Genomic DNA, 24,112 nt, shown 5'->3' with positions numbered 1-24,112 from the left:
GAGAGAGACTTTCTTGCTTTAGTTTTCATTTATTATTTTAAATAATGAGATAATCAACCTATCCTTGTAGGGTGTTCGCATAATTCAATGCGCAAGGCGTACCCTACAGTTACTGCAAGATTTTAACTACCCAAACTAAACTAATCCCAAAACTAACAAGCAAACCCAACCAAATGCACAGAGCCGGTCGCATTCTGTTTATCTAAATCAGCACGGCGCACCAATGGCTCAGTACAACCTCGTGGTTGAATATAAGTTTCGCCAATCAGCGCTGCCACATTTCTGCTAATACGCTTCTCATCTGTTCGGCGTACCAATACATAATAAGGCTGTTCAAACGGCACAATAAAGGTATCTAAAACATAAGTACCGTCTGCAATCTTGGTCTGATGATGATTTTCTTCAACCAAACTCAAATCATAGGTTAAGTTTTCAATATCAGCTGCAATGTTGGTTCTTTGATTGCTGTTTTGACTGTTAATATTGTTTGGCTGAGCAGTTGACGTGGTTTGGCACGCTGTAAGCGGTAAAGCAAGTGCTAATAGTAGTGTAGGTAGTGCTTTGGACAGTGTTATATTAAATATTGTCATGATGTTAAGTCTCTGTTTTGTTAGCATAGATAAAAACTATAGTTGACCAAAAAATCGGTAAGTTAAGCTTTGAGCTTAGTCTTAATATACACTATAAAAGATGATGTTTTCATTGAACTTTATTCCTGTATCTTAGCCAACCAACAAGGCCAACCCCATGCTCATCCGCCCAATGACAATGAACGATTACGATGCAGTATACCAGCTGTGGATAAATACTCCTGGAATGGGATTAAACGATATAGATGACTCTTATCAAGGTATCAAGCGTATGCTAACCCGTAATCCAACGCTTAGTTTTGTGGCAGAAAATGAATATAAAGAAATCATAGGCGTTATTATCGCCGGAGAGGATGGTCGGCGTGGATATATTTACCATACAGCGGTGCTACCAGCATATCGTAACCAAGGACTTGGTCAGGCGTTGGTAAAAAATGTATTGGACGAAATGAGTCAATTGTCCATATCGAAAGTGGGTTTATTTATCTTCCAGCGTAATGAGATTGGTAATAAATTCTGGGAGCGATTGGGCTTTAACGTGCGTGATGATCTTTATTACCGTAATAAAGCAATAACAGTATTGGAGCGCATTGATACTTAAGGGCTAACAACAGAGGGGACGTGATAAAAGATAAGTTGTTGATTATCAACTCTCTGTCCTTGACGGTTGATTGTATGCCAGCCCACGCCATCAACGATTTTTACACTAAATAAGTCATTGTTAGAGGCACCAACCAAATCATATTTAAATGGAAGGATAACGTCACCCTTATGATTAATAAAACCATACTTATCATCAGTCATTACCGCTGCTAATCCGTCTTTAAATGATAAAGCGTGCTCATATATAAATGGAATTGTGAGGTGCTGTTCAGGGTTTATAAATCCATAGTTATCCTCCTTTTTAACAAGGGCAAGTCCCTCACTAAAGCCTTCTGCTTCTTCATACTGTAAAGGTATAACTATATTGGCTCGTTGATCTACATATCCCCATTGATCGTCCTTTTTTACCGCTAATAAGCCCTCTTCGTCAAAATAACCAATGTCATCGTATTCAATGGGAATTATGATATCTCCTTTTTTATTGATGACGCCCCACTTATCTTGTTGCATAACCCTTGCCAATCCATCGATAAAATCAAGGTAATGATTGTCGAATATAAAGGGGATAACAATCTCGCCATAGGTGTTTATCACGCCAGTTTTGGTATTTTTATGTACTGAAGCCAAACCTGCTTGGAACAGACTAGCATCATCAAAAAGCGGGAAGGCTAGCTGGCCTTGAGTATTAATAAATCCCCATTTATCATTAATTTGAACTCTTGCCAAACCACCTTCCGCGAAAGTATTAGCATGGTCGAATTTAAAGGGTATGACAACTTGATTATGACGGTCGATAAACCCGTACTTATCGTTTTTTTGCACAGGGGATAAACCTTGTGAGAAGGGTGATGCTTGTTCGTATTCAAAGGGAATAACAGTCTCGCCTTGATAGTTAATAAAACCACATAAAAAAAGATGAGTATCATCTTCGATTTGTACCCCAATTAGCCCCTCACCGAAACCGATTATGCCTAGGTATTTAGGTTCTATGATTAAGTTGCCTGACTTATCCATAAACCCGTACTTATTATCAACTTCAATAACTACCAAGCCCTCGTAAGAATTATTTAGATGAGGTTTGTTTATCATTGAATAGTAGGTTGTAGAGTTATTTGAGGGTGATAAATTTGACTGTGTCATAAGTTGCTTTTGGCTGTTATATTGCATGACTTGGTATAACCGCTGAGAAAGTGTGCTAGGTTGAGGGCAGTATCGAGGCAACAGATAATCTTCTGCTCTATAATGGGTGAGTATATACGTTTATTTGGGTATTTAGGAACAATCCATGCAATACAATTTTGATGAAGTCATAGACAGAAGCAATACCGGATCAATTAAGTGGCATTATGCAGATGATACCATTCCGCTGTGGGTGGCAGACATGGACTTCAAAGCTGCTCAGCCTATTTTGGATAGCTTACAGCGTGTTGTGGATCACGGCATCTTGGGCTATACCAAGCAAACAGATGAGTTGTACCAAGCGATTATAGATTGGCACACTCGCCGCTATGGACTGGCGCTGGAAAAAGAGCAGATATTGTTTTCCCCTGGGGTGGTGCCGAGTATCTCTTTAATGCTCAATCTGTTTACTGAAGTGGGTGATGCGGTATTGATTAATGACCCGATTTACACCCCATTTGTGACCAAAACCAAGTTGAATGGCTGCAAGGTGATCAGCTCAGCACTGGTAGAGAGGCAGGGACGTTATGAGTTTGATTTGGCGGACATGGAAGCCAAGATTAAGAAAAATAAAGTCAAAGTGTTTTTGCTGTGTAATCCGCACAATCCAGGTGGGCGAGTGTGGACACCCGATGAGCTAAAGGCGGTATTAGAGCTATGTAAAAAGTATCAAGTGGCCGTGGTCAGTGATGAGATTCATCAGGATTTGACGCTGAGTGGTCATAATTTCACCCCATTTTTAAGCCTGGCCAAAGGCTATGAGCACATGGTGGTGAGCTTAACCTCGATGACCAAAACCTTTAATGTGGCAGGTATTAAAGGCTCGATGATCTTTGTAAAAGATAAGGCGTTAGCGACGCAAATCAAGCAGCAACAGCAATTAAACGATGAATATGAGTTGAATTTATTTGCTTATACAGTGATGCAAAGTGCGTATAAGCAGGGTGGTGAATGGCTCGAGCAGGCTTTGGCTTATATTGAGAAAAATATCGATTTTACGATTGATTACTTGGCCACTCATTTGCCAGACATTAAGGTGATGCGTCCTGAGGCCTCTTATTTGATTTGGTTAGATTGTTCGGCTTATGCTGATGAGGATAAGGCATTATATGATGCGCTGCGTGATGCCAAAGTCGAGCTGAATTCCGGTATTCAGTATGGGGAAGAGGGACACTTAAAACTGCGTATTAATGTGGCTTGTCCCCAGTCTATATTGGCGCAAGGATTAAATAGAGTAAAACAGGCTTTGGTCTAGCCTATAAACTGTAAATCGCTACGTTAGTTATCAAGATTAAGCACAAAAAAAGGTTGGATTAGTCTGCTAATCCAACCTTTTTTACGGCTCTATTTTACGATTACGTGCTTCGGCTTTAGGGTTATGTGCGGAGAAAACTAGCTGTCACGTTTGTCTAGCGTTTCTGCGTTTTTTTCTTCCCCATTTTCCTCACGCATCTGCTCCCACTCATCTTGTAAGGCCAAAATTGAGCCTTCTGGAGCTTCTGAAGTTTTGCCTTCTTCCCAAGGGGCACTCTCTGCTAGCTCTTCAATATGAATCGTTTTTAGATAATAGTCAGGCTGATAATAAAGGTCATAACGTGCTGCTTTTATTACCGATAGCATCATTAAAGACAGAATAACAATCAGCGGTGCACCAGCGATAATCGAGGCAGTTTGTAGCGTCGCTAAATCGCCTAAGAACATCAAAATCGCAGGCAATAAACACAGGGTAAATGCCCAAAATAAACGGTTCCAACGGTGTGGCTCGTCGTCCACCTCTACTTGTACCACAGACGCTAAGATATAGGAGATTGAGTCGAAGGTGGTCGCGGTAAAAATAACCGCTAAGAAAGTGAATACTGCCACTACCGCATAAGGCATGGGTAAGCTGTTTAGGATAGCAAAAATAGCCGCGGTAGCCGATTCGTTATTAAGAATACTCACCACATCGACAGTACCGTTTAACTGTAAATACAAGCCATAATTACCTAAGATAATCATGAACATTGCACAGCCTAACGAGCCATAAAACATAGAGCCTACCACCATATTTTGAATGGTACGACCGCGTGAAATTTTGGCGATGAATAGACCAATGGTAGGGGCAAATACTAGCCACCATGCCCAGTAGAATACGGTCCAGTCTTGTGGGAAAGTAGTGTGTTTGAACCCGAAGTCACCAAAGTCTTTGAAAGGCTCAATATAAGTCATCATCCGTGGCATTTCAGCAATAGAGCGACCCAAAGCTTCAAGTCCGGTATTAAAAATAAAGACAGTCGGACCAGCGATAAGGATGAATAATAACAGTGCCACTGCTAAGTAAAAGTTAATATTCGATAGTTTTTGAATACCGCCTTTTAAACCTTGATAAGCACTATAAGCGAAAATTAAGGTGGTCACTAATAGCACTACCAACTGCATGGTAATGTTGCGTGGTAGGCCAAATAAGTTATATAGGCCCTCGTTAATTAGCGGTGACGCCAGACCTAAAGTGGTAGCACCACCCCCAACCATACCGAATACAAACAGCACATCGAGCATCTTCGCCCAATTGCTTCCCGCCAACTTCTCACCCAGTAAAGGCATTAGGGTTTGACTCACCTTCAATACTGGAGTTTGACGCACATAATAAAAATAGGCGATGGGGACAGCGGGCACTAGATAAATGGCCCAAGCCACAGGTCCCCAGTGGAAAATGCCATAGGTTGTGGCCCAGCGGATGGCATCAGTGGACTCAGCAGCAATGCCAAAGGGTGGGGCTTGGTAATAATAGGCCCATTCAATAAGACCCCAATACAAAATACTGGCCCCAATACCACCACAGAATAGCATGGCTGCCCAAGAGGCATCATTAAACTCTGGGGTGTCCTCGGGGCGACCGAGCTTGATATTACCAATGTCAGAGAAGACGATGTAAATTACAAATATCATCGCCAAAATACCAAAGGCCAAATAGGCAAAGCCAAAATTGGTGGTAACAAAATTACGTGCAATCTCTACCCAATGTTTCCCTTGTTCTGGAAAGAAAACTAAGGGAATACAGATGCCTAATAGAATCACCAAAACCATGCCGAACGTGAACTTGTCGATACGAGTGTCAGGCTCGTGATCGGGACGGCGCTGAGTGATGTTCATTGGCGCATTAAAGGTGCCTAAACGGGGTGGCCGTCTATGCTCGTAAGTACTTCGAATAAAATCAGGAAGATACTCTTTTGAGCTATGTCGCGAGTGGCTGGTTGAGCTGTGGTTTTTTTTGAGCCCACGCTCTGTGTCGTTACTCCGGTTATTACTGGAGTTTGTCATATTGCCTCTCCTGAGTTGTTATTAGCACTAAGGCTCTTTAATAAAACTTAATAGGTAGCGCTATCTTAACACAGTCTATTAAATTTATAGGAGTGCTTGAGCCACTGATAAACAATGAGGGGATAACAGAAGAGGGAAGCTAGTTTAGTAGGCTTATCTGTTACTTTGACCGCCGGTCTCGCATAAGAGTTAGCAAATAAAATAAACCAGTAGTAATAATGCTGAGTATGGCTATATAAGACAGGTCTTGTCCCAACTTTAATAGCATATTCAGCAAATAGTTGAGAATAAAGACGACAATAAAAAAGACAATTAACTGGGTAATTTTCATGAGCGGAGTCTTATGCTAAAAGGGTTATTTTTTTGGGTAGCCAGTAATGTCCTGAATACTATGATATAAGGGCTTTAAGCGGTCATACATCTTCAGATAAACCTCATTGTACAGGCGTTTATAAAGCGCAACATTTTCAGGGATGGGCAAAAACTCATCGCCCAAATGGGTCATAGCTTCAACTGCGGTAGAATAATCTGGATAAATGCCAAGGCCCACGGCACAGTTTATGGCAGCCCCCAATCCGGAAGCCTCATAAGTATGAGGGCGATAGGCTGGCATGGCAAAAATATCTGCGGTCAGCTGCATCGCTGCATCGCTTTGAGCTCCGCCACCAGAGACACGAAGGTGTTTAATGGTTTGGCGAGTGCGCTTCTCAATGGTATCAAACCCAAGTTTTAGCTCATAAGCCAACCCTTCCAAAATAGCCCGATAAACATGAGCGCGGGTATGCACATCACCAAAACCAATCAAGGCGCCTTTGCCTTCAAGTCCAGGGTGACGCACACCAGGTGACCAGTACGGCTGTAACATTAATCCCATGGAGCCGGCAGGAATGTCCTTAACCGCTTGATCCAATAAGTGTTCAGTATCAATGCCTTGGGTCTTCGCCAGCTGTGCTTCGTAATGGGCAAACTGCTCTTTAAACCAGCTGACCATCCAAAATCCGCGGTAAATCATATACTCGTGGTTGTAGTAATTTGGGGCCGCTGCGGTATACGCGGGCATGTGTTTTATCACCTCGATATAACGGGTTGAGGTGGTGTTAATAGTGGCCGTGGTGCCAAAGCTTAGGCAGGCGGTATCGGTAGATAAGCCGGCGCTGCCCAGTGCTTCACAAGCCTTGTCACTGGCCGCAGCAATCATCGGTGTTCCCTCAATAATACCTGTGGCTGCTGCCGCTTCGGCGGTAATATGACCCAGTTTTTGGCCAGGCTCGACCAGTCTTGGCATCTGTTCAATGCGGCAGCTGAATAAGCGCCACTTAAAGTTACTGGGCTTCATCCACTGTTGCGCCTTGTAGTCATAAGGCAAGTAGCCGGTGGTCTGACCCGATGAGTCGACTAAATCATCGGTCAGCTTATAAGTCAAATAGGCCGATAAGTTGACATAATGGGCAGTCTTCGCCCAAATTTCAGGCTCATGACGGGATAACCAATTACAGCGGGCTTTTTTCTGAGCCTCTTCTGCCAACTCTCCTAACCCGGCCAGTTTGATGAGGGGGTCAAAAACCCCCAAATCATTGGTCTCACCTTGGCGAAAATCCATCCAGACAATGGCCGGGCGTAGCGGCTGTTTGTCTTTATCAAGACAAATCATGGTATAGCGTTGTGTGGCCAGACTAACCCCAGCAATTTGCGAAGGCTTGATATCGCAGCTTTGCCATAATTGCTGACAGGTTTCACTAAGCTTTTGCCAATAATAATGGGCATGCTGCTCAGCAAAGTTGGCTTCAGTAGAAAAATAAGGCTCAATAGGGGTACGAGCCTTAGCAACTTCGGTGCCAAACTGATCAAAGATTAAGGCTCTGATGCTTTGGGTGCCATTGTCTATAGCCAATAAATAAATCGGGGTTTCATCTGTAACGCTCATAAAGGTGTGCCACTCGGTCATTAATAAGAAAATTGGCTTTGGGATATTGATAAAAAAATATTCCGTAGCTAGCCTACATTTTTGGATAGAGTCATCATAGGATGTTGCTAGGACTGAGGGCAGGGGATGATTAGGGAGCCTCATTATTAGGTTAAAAATATTAACCTATCAGGCCAAAAAGCGGATAACGCTTATTGCTAACCTTAAAGGTCCCTAAGAACTCAATCCTTTGAGAAACTTTATCCTTTACGACAATAGTTATAAATTAGGCCAGTTACAGAGTCAATGCGACTTACTATAATATAAGTTACTGGAAATCACGACTCTAAGCTAGCCTGTTAATCACTGTCGAAGTTGTTAAAATTGACGGATTATGCCGCCGGTAAATGGTAATAATTTTGCCAAAGGGCTTGATAACGGGCGACTTCTTGTTGCCATTTTTGTTGATCCCAACCAAGCTCTGTCTGACAAATTTGTTGCAGTTTATCGGTTACGGAATCTATCATCGCCCCTTGCGGCAAGATAAGACCTAGACGAGTACGACGCAGTAATAAATCATCTAGATGAATAACTTGCTCATAACGTGCCGCAAATCTAACCTCTGCCCACAGCGTATTGCTGTCAGCGACAGGGATAAGATCTTGATTATCTGCAAGCTCAAGTAATTGATCTAATTGACGGCCGTAAAAACCTTGCAAGCGGTACTGGAATGGGGCAGGTAACTGAGCCAATTTGTCATTGCTCGGTACCGGATTGCTAAAGACAGCATCATCTATGGCCGCATCATTGTCAATCGGTAATACCTGCTGACAGATTTCAAGCACGTCAAGGGCAATAAGACGGAAGGTGGTCAATTTACCGCCACTGACTGTGACTAAATTATTGTCCAACCACACGCTGTGATCCCGTTTCTCTTTGCTAGGACTGACCCTTTTGCCATCACCGCCTTCAGAAATCAATGGACGAACCCCTGCCCAAGTACTGATAATATCTTCGCGGCTCAACTCAGTATGATCAAACAGCCCATTTACCGCTTGTAATAGATAGTCGACTTCCTCATTGGTGATACCGACCTCTTGCTCATCAAGGGGTGGGTGGTCTAAGTCAGTGGTACCAATGACGGTTCTATTTTCCCAAGGAAAGACAAATAAGGCTCTTTTATCTACGGGGTGCAGTAAGGTATACGCCTGTTCAATCGGAAGTCGCTGCTGGCTAATCACTAAATGGCTGCCCCGAGACGGACGAATTTGCTTATGAAAGTCGCTGGATGTCTTAGATAAAGCTTGCATGCGCAGATCATCAGCCCAAGCGCCAGTGGCGCTAACCACTACTTTGGCATAAACTTCATAAGTTTCAGTGCGCTGTGGGGCGGCAGTGTCCACCAACCTTGCTCCGACCACTAAACCTTGATCGTTTTTTAACAACTGCTCAGCTTTGAGATAATTAATAGCCTGTGCCCCATCGTGCATGGCTTCAGCGAGCACTCGCATCACCAAGCGTGAGTCATCAGTGACCGCATCACTAAATTGACTGGCACCCAGTAATTTATCTTGTTTAATACCAGGGTTTAACGGTGAAAAAGCGTCTTTTTTGAAGTATCTAAAATAGCGTTTTCCGGCCAGTTTGTCATAGACCCTAAGTAGAGTGTTGAACATCCAAGGCGCTGGAAACTTGCCTTTATAATGGGGCATCATATAGTGCATTTCATTGACTAGACCCCCCGCTTCTTTCAGCATACGTTCGCGCTCACGAACACTGAGTACCGTGGTTTTGTAGTCTCCAGAGGCAATATAACGTAGCCCACCATGTACCATTTTGCTAGAGCGACTCGAGGTGCCCCAAGCGAAGTCTTTTTGTTCAATTAACAGTACCTGCAGACCACGTTTGGCGGCTTCTCGGGCAATACCAGCCCCAGTAATACCACCGCCAATAATCAACATATCCCAAGGCTCGGTACGCAAAAGGGGAGTTAAGGCGTGTTGACGCTGCTGTGTCTGGGTCATAGGTGACTCCTGATCAATGGGTGACAATTAATGTGTAGCAAAATGGCAGGGGTGGTTATTCCTACCGCTAGTACAAGCTTTAGTCTTTGAGTAATTTAGTCCTCTATTACTCCTCTAGCAAAGCACCTGGATTCATACGCTGTTCAGGGTCTAAACTTTGCAGCATGTCACGAGTCACTTGTAGCCCAAGCTCGCCTTTTTCCGCCACTAGATAAGGAGCATGGTCACGGCCCACACCATGTTGATGTGAGATCGTGGCTTTGCCGTTAGCGACACTGGTACTGGCGGCGTGCTTAATTTTCTGCCAACGCTGTAGCGTCTCATCATGGCTCTTAGCGGCTCTAAAGAAATAGGTGGTATATAAGCTTGCGCCCTGTTTATAAACATGCGAAATATGGGTAAATGCCATCACCTGTTCACCATGCTCTCGCAGTGATTCACGAACGGCTTTCTGCATAGCGGCCATTTGTTGGTCAATATTGGTCCAGTTGGTCGAGGTCTCAAAGGTATCGACCATGATGCCTTTTTCCCATAAAGTGCCACGCAAATACGGGAATTTAAAGCGGCCATGCGCCCATATTGATCCCATCAAGTCTGCTAACTTGCCACTAACACCGCCATTTTGCTTTAACAGTTGTTTAAACTGAGCCAATGCCAGTGCGTTTTGGGCTTTATTACCTGTCACGCCATAAGTGAGCATTACTTTATCAGAGCCTAATCCTTTAGATCTTAAGTAGGCAGTAATGGCTAAGAACTGACTGCGCGTGGTGCCTAAGTGCAGGTGGGCATTGGTCTCAGTGGCATTGCTTAGGCGTAACATAGATAGGCGAACATTGTTTTGAACCGCTTCTTTTAACACCTTTTTCCCAGCTTCCCAGTTGGGCAAAAATGCGACTTTAAACAGCTCTTGCTCAGGCTGAGGCTGTACCCGCATTTTGACTTCAGTAAAGATACCGGCACGGCCTTCAGTACCCATCATCATCTCACGCAAATCAGGACCGGCAGAGGAGGCAGGGATATCAGGTATGGTGAGCTTGCCTTGAGGGGTGACCAAGGTGCCGCCGGCGAACATTTGTTCGATACGGCCATAGCCTAAAGACTGTTGGCCACTTGAGCGAGCCGCAATCCAGCCGCCTAATGTCGATAATTCCCACGACTGTGGATAGTGTCCCAATCGGTAGCCACGCTCATTCAGTTGTGCTTCTACAGCAGGCCCTTGAGCACCCGCGCCAAAGGTAGCAATTTGGCTTTCCTCATCTAAATCAATGAGCTTATCCATATGTCCGGTGGCAATGGTCAATACTGGGCGAGGGTCTTTTGGTGGATTGATATGGCCGGCCACAGAAGTTCCGCCACCGTAAGGGATAACTACTAGGTCATGCTTACTGGCTAAGTCCAATAGCTTTGCGACATCTTCAGTGGTTTTTGGCATGGCGACCCCATCTGGGAAAACACCAAAATCACCACTGTGCATGGCAACCCAGTCAGGGAAGCTTTGGCCACGCGCATGTCTGACCCGTATTTCGTTGTCAGTAGAGACCATTGCCAATTCGGTTAAGGCTGTAGGCAGGCGTGAGGGAGGAACTGTCTTTAATACCGAGTCTAGACTGACAGAAGACAGTTTTTGAGTTTTGCCGATATGAGATTTAATCAGCTTAGCCCCATGAGGTGAGACCGCTTTATTGATATTGATATTGCCCCAGCCATTCCAACGGGTCTGTTCTTTGGGGGTATTGCTTTTGGCAGGGAAGTCTAATGCGGGTTGGTCGGTCTTATTGGCAGGCGACGTATTAGAAGCTGTGATTTTACGTAAAAGGGAGGTGATTTTGCTCATAGGGATATAACCTTTCCATTTGTTATAGTCATGATTTAAATAATATATTACTAATTGTTTGTATTCAATACAACACAATAAACTATTTATTAACAAAATTTAAGTAATATAGATTCAATCTATTGCCTTACTGAATTAATTACACTTTTCGAAAGCATTTAAAAACACAATTCCCCATTAGGGCTTAGATTCTTGTTAAAATAGCCAGATATAATTTTACCCCTATTTCTACGTCACGGTTAGATAACCTTTATATCAATCTGTAAATTGACCTGACTTAACTTTGAATTAGACTTGCCCAATTGGACATCACTATGAGTAATAACACACCTGCCATCAAAGAAGACCGTATTTTAATTATTGATTATGGTTCACAGTACAGCCAGCTTATTGCCCGCCGTGTGCGCGAAGCCGGTGTTTTCTGTGAGATGTATCCTTATGACATCGACACTAGCCGTATTGAAGCGTTTGGTGCCAAAGGCGTTATCTTATCCGGTGGTCCTGAAAGTGTGCACGACGAAAACAGCCCAAAAATCAATCAAGCACTTTTTGATTTGAATGTGCCTATTTTAGGTATTTGCTACGGCATGCAAGCGATGGCTGATCACTTTGGTGGTAAAGTACAAGCCAGTGATGTGCATGAGTTTGGGGCAGCAACCATTGATATTACAGGGGCTAGCACCTTGCTTGATGGCATCGAAGATGAGCATCAAGACAACAGCCGCTTGCATGTATGGATGAGCCATGGTGACAAAGTGGTTGAAGCTCCAGAAGGTTTTGAGGTGGTAGCCAGCACCCCAAGTTGTCCAATTGCTGTGATGGTTAATGAAGACAAAAAATATTATGGTCTACAATTCCATCCAGAAGTCACTCACACTTTACAGGGCGATGTTTTATTATCGCGCTTTGTGCATCAAATTTGTGGCTGTGCTGGCAGTTGGACGCCAGACAACATTATCGATATGCGTGTGGAACAGCTAAAAGAGCAAATTGGTGATAAGCAGGTTTTATTAGGCCTATCGGGTGGTGTGGATAGCTCTGTTGTGGCGGCGCTACTGCATAAAGCCATTGGCGATCAGCTGACCTGTGTGTTTGTGGACAACGGTCTATTACGCTTGCATGAAGGTGACCAAGTGATGCAGGTATTCGCTGAAAACATGGGGGTAAAAGTTATCCGTGTTGATGCTGAAGACCGCTTCTTAACTGCGCTGGCGGGTGAGACTGACCCAGAAGCGAAACGTAAAATCATTGGTAAAACCTTCATTGATGTGTTCTCTGATGCGGCGCGTGATATCAGTCAAGGCAGTGATGGTAAGCCTATTGAATTCTTGGCACAAGGTACAATTTATCCTGACGTTATTGAGTCAGCGAAGTCGCACCAAGGCAAAGCTCACGTCATTAAGAGCCATCACAACGTAGGCGGTCTACCGGACGACTTACAGTTTGAATTGGTTGAGCCTTTACGTGACTTATTTAAAGATGAGGTGCGTAAGCTAGGTGTGGCGTTAGGTTTACCGCACAAAATGATTTACCGTCATCCATTCCCAGGTCCAGGCTTAGGGGTGCGTATCTTGGGTGAAGTAAAAAAAGAATATGCTGATATTCTACGTCAAGCAGACGCTATCTTTATGCAAGAGCTTGAGAAATCAGGCTGGTATGAAAAGACTGCTCAAGCCTTTGCGGTATTTACCCCAGTGAAGTCTGTGGGTGTGGTCGGTGATGGCCGCCGTTATGCTTGGGTTATTGCCTTACGTGCGGTTGAAACCATCGACTTTATGACCGCGCGTTTTGCCCACCTGCCTTATGAGTTAATCGAGACGGTTAGTAACCGTATCATGAATGAAATTGCGGATGTGTCCCGTGTGACTTACGACGTATCTAGTAAGCCACCTGCCACGATTGAGTGGGAATAAGTTTAAGTTTAAGTTACAAATCGTATTGTTAACGAAAAAGCACCCAGTGGGTGCTTTTTTTTGTGTCAAAACATAGCCACCCCATATAAAAAAAGCACAAATAATATTTTAGTTGAAATAACACTGTTATAATTATTAGTAAGGATATCAATTAGTTAAACTTCGATGTTAGCCCTAAAACTGGGTTGAACAAATCCTTATTTTGCCGTATAAAAGACGAGCACTACTTTAAAATTAACAGCATAAAAATTAAGAGTAGAGCTATTTCACTCCTCATACTGAGAAAGGTTATTACGCTGCACTGTTTAATCTATCTTATATAGTTTAACTGCTCTAATGATAGTTTGCTCGACGTAATATGCTATTAATAACTTTTAAAACAATTAAACATTTAGAGAGAAATATGAATTCTGACAATAAAATAATAAGTCTTGAAGAAGCTTTAAGCTTGGTAAAAAGTGGTGACCATGTTGTTACAGGACTGGGAGCTGGTGAGGCAAAACTATTTTTAGAAAATCTGCATACCATCGCTGACCGTGTTGATAATGTCACCATTACTAATAGCTTATCTATGCTACAACCTAAGTTTTATGAAGCACAATATAGAGACTCTTTTAATATTGATAGCATGTTTTTTTCGTCTGTAACGAGAGGCGCGCATAAAAATGGCAATGTTAATTATGTGCCCAATCACCTGTATTTATCAGCTTCTGATAGGATGAAACATATCACACCTGATATTTTTATTGGTTCGGCGACACCTCCTGATAAGCATGGCTTTATGTCATTATCTTTATCCAATGTTTATGAAACCCAGTTTATAGAAAATGCTAAGTTGGTTATTTTGGAGATTAATGAAAATTTCCCTAGAACTTTTGGTGACAATGAAATACACATCGATAATGTGGATTATTTGGTTAAAGCGGATTATCAGCCTCCTTTAATACCAGAGGTCGAACCCAACGAAAAAGATTTAAAAATAGGTAAGCTCATCGCAGAGCATATTGAAGATGGCGATACCATTCAAATTGGCATCGGCGGAATCCCAAATGCGGTTGCTGCCTGCTTGAAAGATAAAAAAGATCTGGGCATTCATACTGAAATGATGACGACGGGCATGTTAGATTTAATCGAGCAAGGCGTTGTCACTGGTAAGAAAAAGTCATTACATAGAGGTAAGGTCGTGTTTTCGTTTGCCTTGGGCAGCCAGCGTCTATATGACTACTTAGACGACAACCCCTCAATTATTGTGGGTAGAGGCTCCTACGTCACTGACCCTTATGTGATCAGTAGAAACGATAATATGGTTTCTATCAATACCGCCATGGAAGTGGATTTAACCGGTCAAGTCTGTTCTGAATCTATTGGTTATAAGCAGTTTAGTGGTACAGGCGGACAGTTTACCACGGCTGTTGGCGCTCAGATGGCCAAAAATGGTCGTAGCATCATCGCTTTGTATTCCTCTTTTACTACCAAAAACGAGCAGGGCGAACGGATAGAGATGTCCAAAATTGTTCCTTCGTTAAAACCAGGATCTATCGTAACTTTAACCCGTAACAGTGTGGATATGGTTGCCACAGAATATGGGATTGTTAGTTTAGAAGGTACCAATATTCAGGAACGTGTTGAGCGCTTAATCTCTATCGCCCATCCTAAGTTTAGAGATCAGCTGCGTGCTGAGGCGGTAAGTTGTGGTTTGCTAGTAGAATAGTTTTTATTAATAAAAGTGGTATTTTTAACGCGAAAAGCACCCGATTGGGTGCTTTTTTTATATATATAAGATATTGATTTTAAAGCAATTAATTTTACAGTTAATTGACTTGGTAGCCGTTTTGGTAGCCTTTTAATCATATATCTATCAAATTTTCTATAAATTAACCTTTTTATAACTTTCAAAAACTAATTAAAAAAGCGTAAATTTAAAGACTTTCACATTCTTAGCTACTGCCATACTTTCTAGCTTATCGAGTAAGGCATCTCTCCCAAACAAAACAAGAGCATCAATGTCATTTAGCATCTGTTCGGGTGTTTCTGCGTGTTCTACTTTTTTAATTGATACATGATCAATAACTTTGTTAAATCAACTAACTATGCACCTTTTTTCATTGACTAGGTTTATGGCTCTTAGTTATTATTCTATTGTTCTAAATCGTTTAATTAAGTGAGGAAAACATGGGAGAGGCTGTTGCTAGTACTATTGGATCTTTAATTGTCGGTGCTGTATTTGGGATTATTTGGTTTGCTTACCAGTATTGGAAAGAGAATAAAGACAAGTAGATACTATTTCCACTAATGGGGGTTATTCAATTTTAATTGTCATTTTGTCGCAGTAGTGGGCTGTTGCAAATATTTGGTTTAAACGCTTTTTAGATTACTCAAAAACTTTCTTTAAGGGCTCCGAAAAAGTTTTTTCAGAATGTAAAAAAACTCTTATTAAGGAGTAAGGTTCATTTTATTGCAGTCCGAAAAACTAAAATAAAACTGAAGTTTTTTGAAGTAACAACGGTAGTTTTCTGTACTAGTTTTGATGTTAACAAATGTTAACAAGTAGGGAATAAAAGTTAGGTTTTATTAGGTTTTAAATTTCAGGTTTTTTCAGGTTCTGCAATGACCAAAACTTTTAATTTTGCGATAATAAATATTTATACAAGGCAGCGATCATTTAACCAAACGCTCTAAACTTTAATATTGCCCCCTGCCTTTAACATTATCTGCAAACCATTTTTTTATACGTGTGATTGCGTGTGCTGTTCTCTGTCATGGCTTATGGTTATTGCCAACACCCCCCCATGTGCTAACGTGCTGTTCTCTGGTGATGTTAACAAGTTTAACCTTTTATTCGTTTCTCTGTGGCTGTGTAAGCGTGTCTAACAACCTTTCTTTTATGGACTCCAAAAACCTCTCTAATGTGTCCGAAAAGTACATAAAGCGTGTATAAAAAACCGCTTTCTCGTGCGTGTGCGTACTGTTCCATAAACCTCCTTGTCCATAAACCTCCTTGTGTTGTCCGAAAATTACCCCTTTTTTTATAATGTTCAAAAACCCTTCCTTGTAGTTGTCACTAAATCCCTTTTTATAGCACTCCGCAAAATAAATTCAATCTGAGGTTTTCTCAGGTTTTGGTTAAAGGTTCAGATACAGTTTTAACTGCAAATAAAAAGGGTCACACTTGAAGTGCAACCCTTTAATTAACTTTAATTCTACTGGCTGAATAGTTGTTAGCTAGTTTGCCTTTGTAGCCTTTACCACGCTGTTTAGCTAAGTAACTGCCACGTTTAAACGCCTCGTTAAATTTATCTTGGTCATCTCTTTTGATTAGGTAATAGCAGTTTTTAGGCGTGTATGCAGATAAATTATATATTGATGCCATATAATCTATACGCTCGATTATTCGCTTTGGGTGTCTAACTTTGTTTGCGTCAATCATCAGCATTAAATGATAGTGCTGTTGCTTTGACTTCTCCCTTTCTCTAACCCATAGATGACCAACTTCTTTAATTTTGTAGTTGTTTCTAAGCCATTTTTTTAACTGCCTTAAAAATTTGCTTATCACCTTGTTATCATCTGTGTATTCATACAATCGAATATCGGCTCTAAGCAACATAACTTTGCAGTGAATGTTAATCATAGCAGTCATTTGGCTGTGTAAAGCTTCGAGTATTTCAACGTAACAACCCTGCTCACTATTTGCATTTACTGGCAACTCTAACCCATTCAGCACAATGCTGTTTTTATGGATTATCTGCCTCATGTAAAACCTGTATGGATTAAACACTATAAGATATTATGAAAAACCGACCTATTTTTATTAATCTATCCACGCCCCCATGCTATAGGCTGTATTGGCTATGGGGGAATGGATCAATTAAAAAATCAGGGTACAATATTGACATAGTTCACAGTTGTAAACTTAATCAGCGTTTAACCTCAAACGGCTTTTAGTGGTCATAGATAACCTTAATTTTCTAGCCAATTTGCCAAATTTTGGGGGTCTATGGGTTGACAGTACGGTATCAAGGCATAATTGCACCTTTATACTTCCCGATATACCTATAGCCCCCCTTATTTTATCTTTGCCGTTTTCTTTGACTGCCTCAGCCATATAAAAACAAATTGGTTCGCCTTTCAAGTATTTACGTGTGAGGTACTGGTCATCTAAAGGGCATATGGGGGCATTGCAACTATGAAACCGATTGCATCTATGCATTTTCATAACTCTGCCCCCTGTAGCTTATCCATAGCCATTACTGGTTTTTGCTGGCAAGTGGGAGGTATCAAAATGATTGTAGCGGTAGAAACAATCAATATAGTTGAATAGTTTTTAAAAATACGGTTTAATAATCCTGCTTGTTGCTTTGATTTGCTTTGGGTTCTGTTAAAGGGGCGATTACTTCTTAGCATGATTAATCACCTCCTTTAACGTTCCTTTAGTGCTTAACTTGCCTGCGTTTCTATCTATATCCTCTCTATCTATCCAATAAACTGCGTGTTTAACTTTCTTTCCTACCATTTCAGTTTGAATAGCTAAACCTTGTTTACGTAATCTATAGATCACATCTCGATAAGCTAGACATTTAAAATCCAGCATTAACTCTAAGCCTGTCACTTGGTTTCCTGATAATAGATATTCTTTAACTCGCTGTGTCTTGCTGCTTTGAATATTCATTGTCTAAACCTCCTGTTCTTTTTCTAGCTGTTCAAGATCAAGCTGTGAGTAGTACGTAAAATCTTGTGCTAGATATTCGCCTAAACTGGCTAAGGCTTTGGCTGAATGACCTTTATTGGTTAAATCTGTTCTGATCGCTTTGAATAGGACTTCAAAGTACGATAACCGCTCGAGTTCTACCGCTATACTGAATGAAAAGTCATCTAGTAATTCATTTGCTGATCTGATTGGTTTATTCATGATTAAGCCCCTTCTGTGCGGTGGGCTTTTTCAAGCCATGCCAATATGTCAGCATTCTTAAATAATAAGATGCCGTTAATGTTGATAGGTTTTGGGAATTTGTCAGCTTTCCACCATCTGCGTAAAGTTTGGTGATGCACGCCTACGAGGTCAGCTGTGGGCTTGATACGAATTTGCCCTTGTGGGTGTAAGCCGTACTGGTTTGAAGTGGTTTCATGAATGTTAAGCATGATGCTAACTCCTGTTTAGTTATGGGTTTAACTGATAACAGGTGTTAGCTTAGTTTATTGATATACCGTTATGGCAATACCGTTAGGAGTAACGGTGGAAGGGGTTACGGTGAGGTTACGGTACTAAATGCCATTGAGTTTTAAGAGCCTGAAGGTGTTACGGTAAAAGTTTATTTTGCACTAGGATGACGGGCAATCCTGTCTATCCACAATGCCATGCTATCGGTAATTATGGGGTAATTTTCTTTTACCCATTCTTTAATTGTGTGCTGTTTTGTGGCGTTCTTTTGTTTTGGGTCATAGTCTAGCCAAAATTTCTTAACCACTGCATTAAGAGCATCTATAGCAGGAGTAGTATACTCTGTGGTAGAAATGTCGCTTTGCTGGCTGGACTGACTAAGCTGTTGTTCAAGCTCTAATATTCGAGCTTGCAGTTTTTGCACATTATCGTCTGTAGAGCTACTAGACAACCAGTCATCCAGTTCATCTTTTTTTATTCTGACTTCGTGTGGCTTGATTTTATGCTTGATAACTTCGCTTTTATCATCATCGAGGTGGAATAGATAAAAACTATAATGATATGGGTTTATTTCTACGTGACTGTCTCTAATCCATCTGTATAACGATATAACATCAGAGTTGTCTTCTCCCTTTTCTTCTAGGTTTAAGCAAACATCTAGTTCTCCATCATACCCATCATAATTATCTAAAGCTGGTTGATCTAAAAAGCATTTTTCAAAACGAACATCTTCTTTAGATATTAAACTCTCTGTTTCAGTTAAGGTGAAATAACCGCCTATTTCAGTCACTGCCTCTGTTTCGTCATAGTGAAATTTAGCATATCCTTGAAAGAGAAAAACAGGCTGAATAACTTGGAAAGTTTCTAAATCTTTTAGGTTTTCAAATGAAAAGTCATAATCAACCTTGTTGTTAACATACTTGATAGCTTGTTCTATCGTAAAGTAATTGAACATAACCATGCCTTAACTAATCCATGCCTTGAAAAAATAAGGTGCAGGGCGTGCCAGCCTAAGGCATGAAATGGCTAGTTTTCGGGTAATTACTCCTAGCCCTGCAATTTGGTTAATGGCTCTTAGCCGTTTTGTGCTTTCTGCTGATTAAAGTCGGCATAAATCATATTATCAAACTTACCAGCTCTAAGATCGTCTAAATAGTTCGCCCAATCATTCATCATTTTGGTTCTTTGGTCTATGCCTGCCATACGGTTATAAGCCCTTCCATATTTATTAAGCATAGTATGACCTAAAGCCAGTTCTGTTATCAGTTCATCATAGCCTCGCCTTTCCATCAGCATAGTTTTAGCTGAAGATCTAAACCCATGTGGGCTATGGATACCTTTATACCCTCTTCCGTCATTCATTAAGCCACTATTTAAAACTTTGTTAACTTCTTCAGGGTTGTGGTAGGGTGCTAATTTGCGTCTTGAGTTGTAAAATACATGGTCTTTATCGCCAGTAAATTTCTGTAATTTTTTTAATATCTCTATTGCCTGCGGTGCTAGTGGTATTACCATATCGGCTACCATATCGCCCCTGTTACCTGCCTTTTGTGGCTTAAACTGCCATTGTTTAGTCAGCCAGTTAATATCAGCCCACTGCATAGATACAACATCACCAATTCGAGCACAAGTTAAAGCCAGTAACTGCAATATGCTTTTGTTGTAAAGCTGTCCAGCATCATCTAGTTGGTCAATTTCTCTTAGTAGTTTTGCGAATGGTTCAGGGTTTGTAATAGCAGGCAGATGTTTTGTCTTAGGGGTTTTAAGTGTGCCTTGCAAGTCACTTGCTGGGTTAGACTCAATAACTCTATGTTTTAACGCAAGTTGTAAAATGCTTTTAAGTGCGGTCTTAACTCTTAGTCCTTTGTTTGGGGTTTTTTCTTGTATGCCGTTAATAAACTGAATGACTATACTAGGGGTTATATCAGTAACACGCATATGTCCTAGTTGTTGTCTAATAGGTCTTAATAGTCTTTCGGTCTTTTCTATAGTGACAGGTTTTAAATTCTTGGTACTTCGAATATTCTCCCACTCATTAATAAAGTGGTCTAGGGTGTTCATACGGTCTATTAGTTCTTTTTGTTTTTGGTTATCTCGATGCTCTATCGGATCAATACCCTTAACCAATAATGCCATATTATCACTGTGCATCTGTCTAGCATCAGCAAGGGTTAAGGCTGGATATTGTCCTAAAGTCATATATGGGCGTTTGCCAGTAATAGGGTGGGTGTAACGGTGTCTGAAGTCGGCTGTGGCATCAGTGCGGTCTTTATGTGGGCGTATTCTAAGTTCGAGCCCTTTATAACCTATCAGCGGTTTAATAGTTGTTTTGCCGTCTTTGATTGCTTGCTTAATTGCTTTTTCTATTTGGGTTATTGTAGTTATACCTTTGTTAGTTTTTGACATTTTCATAACCTAGGACAGTTGATAAATTCTGGTAGCCAATATGGTAGCCAATTAAAGTGCTAATGGTAGCCAATTTGTGCTAACTTGTGGTAATAGATTTTATCAGCAATCCCTTGTTATTACTAGATATTGATAATAATAGATGATATTAGGTAATCAAAAAGACGCACCCGATTGGGTGCTTTTTTAAGGTATAGAGGAGTCGCCTTACATGCTTAACAAAACCTTGTTTTTTTAGTGTTGTTGCTAGAGATAGCTATTTATAGCGTTAAGAAATAGAAAAGTTAATTTTCTTCTAAAATTAACAGTAAATATTGTCGGGTTGCCATACTTAATATAAACTATCGAGCGAAGGAATACTCTAAACTCGTTTTTTGCTTTTAAAAAGTAATTTTTAAACCAATTAATCAGTCAGTAAAGAGCACACTCACAGACAAGGAAGGCACCTATGCATTATTTCAATAAACTCACTGCAAGTATTATAGCCACTTTATTTCTCGCCTCATGTAGCAGCGGCGGTAGTAGCAGTTCAACTCAAACACCAACCACGCCACTACCTGATAAAACACCGCCACCTTCCATTAAGCCAGAACCAAAACCAGAAGCGACAAAAACTGAAACAGGTAAGTACTTAAAGATAGTGGCTTCTAATGGTGCTGAAAAAGCAACCACGGGGTCAATTAACAGCAGTAATCTTGATATGCTCAAGATTGAAGACAAAACTATAGTGATCTCTTATCCTAATATATACGCAGGAACCTGGACTAGCATAAATGATACGGCTACTTGCTGCGGCAAGACCGATTATAGCAAAATCGGCTATTACAGCGATGGACCCGCTATGAGCTATATGTTTTTTAATGGGGATGTAACTCCTGAAATGCCGAATAGTGGTATTGCTGAATATAATGGATATTTCTTATATCGGGGGGCTAATAGTGCTAAAGGCGATCTGATTGACGGAACTGCTAACTATAAAGCCGATTTTGTAAATAAAGAATTTACAGGGAAACTTAAAGCTGACAGTGTATCGATAGGTATCCAGGCTAATATAGAGGGCAATAAACTAACGGGGACAGCGCAATCCTCTTTAGATAGCTCAAAGGGCATCGTATCAGGGGGTTTTTATGGGCCTAATGCTGCTGAAGTTGCTGGCATGATTGAAGGTACCAAAGCTGGTAAGACAGAATGGACAGGTGTCTTTAACGGTAAACAGTAGTTAGTAGGCTCTACAGTTAATTGTTAGTAGAGCGGTAGGAACCATCGATTTTATGACTGCAGGTTTTGATTAAATTGCAATAAGTCTAAGTTATAGGCATTGTTTTAAAACGAAAAGCACCCGATTGGGTGCTTTTTTATTGGGTGTCTAAAAAGTTAGGCCTAAACATAAAAATAATAAAACCTGCGACAATCTATTGATTTTTAAATAAGTACTAAAATCCTAAATATAACCAAATAATTATAACTGTAGCCACGTTTATAACGATGATTGGCATTTGAACATAAAACAAAGTGCGTACGTATTTATCTGCTTTGTGGCGTTGATAAAAAATTATTTTGATGGCGATAATCGCTGCTGTTAACGCTAGGCCTAACCCAATAGTGGTAGATGTTGATAACAACAAATTTTCAGTAAAACTGCCAAAGACTAAGAAAATTATAATAAGAATAAATAATTTAAATTCCTTTTTTTTAAACATTAGTATTAATTCAAAAATGGAACAAACCAACAGAATTAAAGAAAGCAATAATGACAATATTGAAAGGTTAAAGTTCATTTAAGGGTCCTGAGTTGAAAAAAGATATTTAATGTCATTAATAGTTTTTGAGGTGAGAAAAGCTTTTGATTGCATGGAAAAGACGGGCTTTATGATAATTAGCTGACTTTAAAACCAACAATCGACCTTACCTGATCCGCTATACTTTATCATTTATTAAAACTTTATTATTAAAAATAACTTATTTAATCCATTAGTTATAATATATTTAAAGCCTTTTTAATAATCTAGATTAGAAATAGATTTTATGATTAAGCAGTATTGTTAAATATGGTTAAATCAAAAAAGCACCCACTAGGGTGCTTTTCATAACTCTATCTATAATCGGCTCGAATACTATCAACTATCTTCATTTTATAGACCGCTCTTAACCTTCAATCGTATTAAGGCCTTAATAACACCTTGCCTTTTTTACCCTTTTGCACCTTACCCGACACAGCTTCTTTAATATCCTCAAGGTTATAAATGGCTTCTACGGGTAGCTTAAGCTGTTTATTAACGCCACGTTCAATGAGCTCATTGATTAAGCGTCTTTTGTTATTAAGATCCATTTCACGGCTGGTTTTACTGCCCCAGAAGCCTTTGATTACTGCTTGTTTGAAAATCAAATTACTAGGGTTTAAAACCATCGGCTCACCGGCCATGACACCAAAAGAAACCAAGGTGCCATTAGAGCCCAATAGGTCTAATAAATCATTGCTGGCTTCACCACCCAATGAGTCTGCTGCAGCACTGATTTGAGCCTCACCAACGAGTTCACGGACCTTGTCTTTCCAGTTAGGCTCAGAGGTATCAACCACATGCTGAAGTCCTAAGTCCCTAAGCTCTTGAGCGGCATCGCTGCGGCGTACCAAGCTGATGGTATGGATACCACGGGCCGCAGCAATCATCGCAAAAGACTTACCTACTGCACCATTAGCTGCGTTTAAAATGGCCCATTGACCGGGCTGTAACTGCATAAACTCCAGCAGCATCAAAGCACTAAGTGGCATAGCAATCAATTGTGCCGCTATTTCATCTTCAAGCTCATCTGGCACAGGGAACACCATAGTGGCTGGCGCGGTAAAGTACTCCGCCCAGGTACCGTGAACACTGGCTGCTGCTACCCGATCGCCGACCGAGAAACCTTCAACGTTTTTGCCTACCGCATCGATTACTCCTAAAGCTTCACTACCAGCTGTGGCGGGTAAATCTGGTTTATCCCCATATTGTCCCTTCACAGTAATCAAATCGTGATTATGGATACTGGCCAAGATAGTTTTTACCCGAACCTCATTGGGGCCAGGTTCAGGCATAGGGTTGTCAACTATACTTAAAACTTCAGAGGGTTTGCCAAAACTGTTATAAGAAGCACTGCGCATGGGAGAATCCTTTTTTATTATTAATCGTCAAATGGTTTTTTAGTTTGATCTTATAGGGGTTATAAC

Annotated in this window: 20 protein-coding genes; 5 read left to right on the top strand and 15 right to left on the bottom strand. The window is 41.0% G+C overall.

Annotated features, from left to right (window positions below; genetic code table 11):
- Positions 1-152: 152 nt before the first annotated feature.
- Positions 153-590, bottom strand: coding sequence for a hypothetical protein (locus G561_RS0100395; protein WP_028857769.1), 438 nt, complete (start codon positions 588-590; stop codon positions 153-155).
- A gap of 157 nt (positions 591-747) precedes the next feature.
- On the opposite strand from G561_RS0100395, the gene G561_RS0100390 reads away from it, so the two are divergent.
- Positions 748-1,191 carry a GNAT family N-acetyltransferase gene (locus tag G561_RS0100390; RefSeq protein ID WP_028857768.1) on the top strand — a complete coding sequence of 148 codons (444 nt, stop codon included), beginning with the start codon at positions 748-750 and terminating at the stop codon, positions 1,189-1,191.
- Here G561_RS0100390 and G561_RS13665 read toward each other — a convergent pair.
- Positions 1,188-2,333, bottom strand: coding sequence for a WG repeat-containing protein (locus tag G561_RS13665; RefSeq protein WP_051584273.1), 1,146 nt, complete (start codon positions 2,331-2,333; stop codon positions 1,188-1,190). The genes G561_RS0100390 and G561_RS13665 overlap by 4 nt on opposite strands.
- A 145-nt stretch (positions 2,334-2,478) precedes the next feature.
- On the opposite strand from G561_RS13665, the gene G561_RS0100380 reads away from it, so the two are divergent.
- A complete protein-coding gene (locus G561_RS0100380) occupies positions 2,479-3,627 on the top strand; it encodes a MalY/PatB family protein (protein ID WP_028857767.1) in 1,149 nt (382 codons plus the stop codon).
- A 137-nt stretch (positions 3,628-3,764) separates the two neighbouring features.
- On the opposite strand, the gene G561_RS0100375 is transcribed toward G561_RS0100380, so the two are convergent.
- The 4 genes from G561_RS0100375 to G561_RS0100360 form a co-directional block, all read right to left on the bottom strand.
- Entirely contained in the window at positions 3,765-5,672 is a 1,908-nt protein-coding gene (locus tag G561_RS0100375) for a BCCT family transporter (protein WP_028857766.1), read from the bottom strand.
- 355 nt (positions 5,673-6,027) lie between these two features.
- Positions 6,028-7,596, bottom strand: coding sequence for an FGGY-family carbohydrate kinase (locus G561_RS0100370; protein WP_028857765.1), 1,569 nt, complete (start codon positions 7,594-7,596; stop codon positions 6,028-6,030).
- 371 nt (positions 7,597-7,967) lie between these two features.
- A complete protein-coding gene (locus tag G561_RS0100365) occupies positions 7,968-9,599 on the bottom strand; it encodes a glycerol-3-phosphate dehydrogenase/oxidase (RefSeq protein ID WP_028857764.1) in 1,632 nt (543 codons plus the stop codon).
- A gap of 106 nt (positions 9,600-9,705) precedes the next feature.
- Positions 9,706-11,433 (bottom strand): FAD-binding oxidoreductase, encoded by a 1,728-nt coding sequence (locus G561_RS0100360; RefSeq protein WP_028857763.1) that lies wholly within the window; start codon positions 11,431-11,433, stop codon positions 9,706-9,708.
- Between the two features lie 314 nt (positions 11,434-11,747).
- Here G561_RS0100360 and guaA point away from each other — a divergent pair, with 314 nt between their 5' ends.
- Both guaA and G561_RS0100350 read left to right on the top strand, forming a co-directional pair.
- Positions 11,748-13,346: a glutamine-hydrolyzing GMP synthase gene (guaA, locus tag G561_RS0100355; RefSeq protein ID WP_028857762.1), complete on the top strand. Its 1,599-nt coding sequence runs from the start codon at positions 11,748-11,750 to the stop codon at positions 13,344-13,346.
- A gap of 403 nt (positions 13,347-13,749) precedes the next feature.
- Positions 13,750-15,057 (top strand): acetyl-CoA hydrolase/transferase family protein, encoded by a 1,308-nt coding sequence (locus G561_RS0100350; protein WP_028857761.1) that lies wholly within the window; start codon positions 13,750-13,752, stop codon positions 15,055-15,057.
- Between the two features lie 1,473 nt (positions 15,058-16,530).
- Here the strand turns inward: G561_RS0100350 and G561_RS0100335 are convergent.
- From G561_RS0100335 to G561_RS0100300, 7 genes are all read right to left on the bottom strand, one after another.
- Positions 16,531-16,974: a YagK/YfjJ domain-containing protein gene (locus G561_RS0100335; protein ID WP_162165202.1), complete on the bottom strand. Its 444-nt coding sequence runs from the start codon at positions 16,972-16,974 to the stop codon at positions 16,531-16,533.
- A 581-nt stretch (positions 16,975-17,555) separates the two neighbouring features.
- Entirely contained in the window at positions 17,556-17,747 is a 192-nt protein-coding gene (locus G561_RS0100325) for a hypothetical protein (protein ID WP_028857758.1), read from the bottom strand.
- The gene (locus tag G561_RS0100320) at positions 17,734-18,012 is read right to left on the bottom strand and encodes a helix-turn-helix domain-containing protein (RefSeq protein ID WP_028857757.1); all 279 of its coding nucleotides are present in this window, start codon (positions 18,010-18,012) and stop codon (positions 17,734-17,736) included. The genes G561_RS0100325 and G561_RS0100320 overlap by 14 nt, the downstream gene beginning before the upstream one ends.
- 3 nt (positions 18,013-18,015) lie before the next feature.
- Positions 18,016-18,252, bottom strand: coding sequence for a hypothetical protein (locus tag G561_RS0100315; protein WP_028857756.1), 237 nt, complete (start codon positions 18,250-18,252; stop codon positions 18,016-18,018).
- A 2-nt stretch (positions 18,253-18,254) separates the two neighbouring features.
- Positions 18,255-18,482, bottom strand: a complete 228-nt coding sequence (locus G561_RS0100310) for a helix-turn-helix transcriptional regulator (protein WP_037031421.1) — start codon at positions 18,480-18,482, stop codon at positions 18,255-18,257.
- Positions 18,483-18,652: 170 nt separating this feature from the next.
- A complete protein-coding gene (locus tag G561_RS0100305) occupies positions 18,653-19,456 on the bottom strand; it encodes a hypothetical protein (RefSeq protein WP_028857754.1) in 804 nt (267 codons plus the stop codon).
- A 119-nt stretch (positions 19,457-19,575) separates the two neighbouring features.
- Positions 19,576-20,907 (bottom strand): tyrosine-type recombinase/integrase, encoded by a 1,332-nt coding sequence (locus G561_RS0100300; RefSeq protein ID WP_028857753.1) that lies wholly within the window; start codon positions 20,905-20,907, stop codon positions 19,576-19,578.
- Between the two features lie 448 nt (positions 20,908-21,355).
- On the opposite strand from G561_RS0100300, the gene G561_RS0100295 reads away from it, so the two are divergent.
- Positions 21,356-22,126 carry a Slam-dependent surface lipoprotein gene (locus G561_RS0100295; RefSeq protein ID WP_028857752.1) on the top strand — a complete coding sequence of 257 codons (771 nt, stop codon included), beginning with the start codon at positions 21,356-21,358 and terminating at the stop codon, positions 22,124-22,126.
- Positions 22,127-22,340: 214 nt separating this feature from the next.
- Here the strand turns inward: G561_RS0100295 and G561_RS0100290 are convergent, their stop codons facing one another.
- A complete protein-coding gene (locus tag G561_RS0100290; RefSeq protein WP_028857751.1) occupies positions 22,341-22,685 on the bottom strand; it encodes a hypothetical protein in 345 nt (114 codons plus the stop codon).
- Between the two features lie 383 nt (positions 22,686-23,068).
- Entirely contained in the window at positions 23,069-24,046 is a 978-nt protein-coding gene (locus G561_RS0100285; RefSeq protein WP_028857750.1) for a zinc-binding dehydrogenase, read from the bottom strand.
- Positions 24,047-24,112: the final 66 nt, after the last annotated feature.

The sequence above is a fragment of the Psychrobacter phenylpyruvicus DSM 7000 = NBRC 102152 genome (genome assembly GCF_000685805.1).
Taxonomy (GTDB): Bacteria; Pseudomonadota; Gammaproteobacteria; order Pseudomonadales; family Moraxellaceae; genus Psychrobacter; species Psychrobacter phenylpyruvicus.
Note: the sequence above shows the minus strand (reverse complement) of the source record. Positions and strands in the feature narration are given on the sequence as shown.